Below are 273 nucleotides of genomic sequence, written 5' to 3'. Positions count from 1 at the left end.
CGGCAACCCGTTACCCTCCGGCAGGTATTCGCGGGGTTGGCAGTGCCCTGGCACGGGCATCAGAATTTAACCGCACGGCCGACTATCTCCACACCGCCAACCAGCAGATGTGTGTTTTAATCCAGATTGAAACCCCCGCCGGGGTTGCTGCACTGGATGATATTCTGGCGGTTGATGGTGTCGACGGCGTGTTTATTGGTCCGTCCGACCTGAGTGCCGCCATGGGCCATATTGGTAACCCGGCGCATCCCGACGTACAGGCCGTGATTGAAG

The 273-nt window shown here is 59.0% G+C and carries 1 protein-coding gene; it reads left to right on the top strand.

Annotation, left to right across the window (positions count from 1 at the left end; genetic code table 11):
* On the top strand, positions 1 to 273 hold a 273-nt coding region (locus Q4563_RS19870), incomplete at both ends, for an aldolase/citrate lyase family protein (RefSeq protein WP_303605744.1).

The sequence above is a fragment of the Gilvimarinus sp. 1_MG-2023 genome (assembly GCF_030548285.1).
This window is presented reverse-complemented; position numbering and strand designations above follow the sequence as displayed.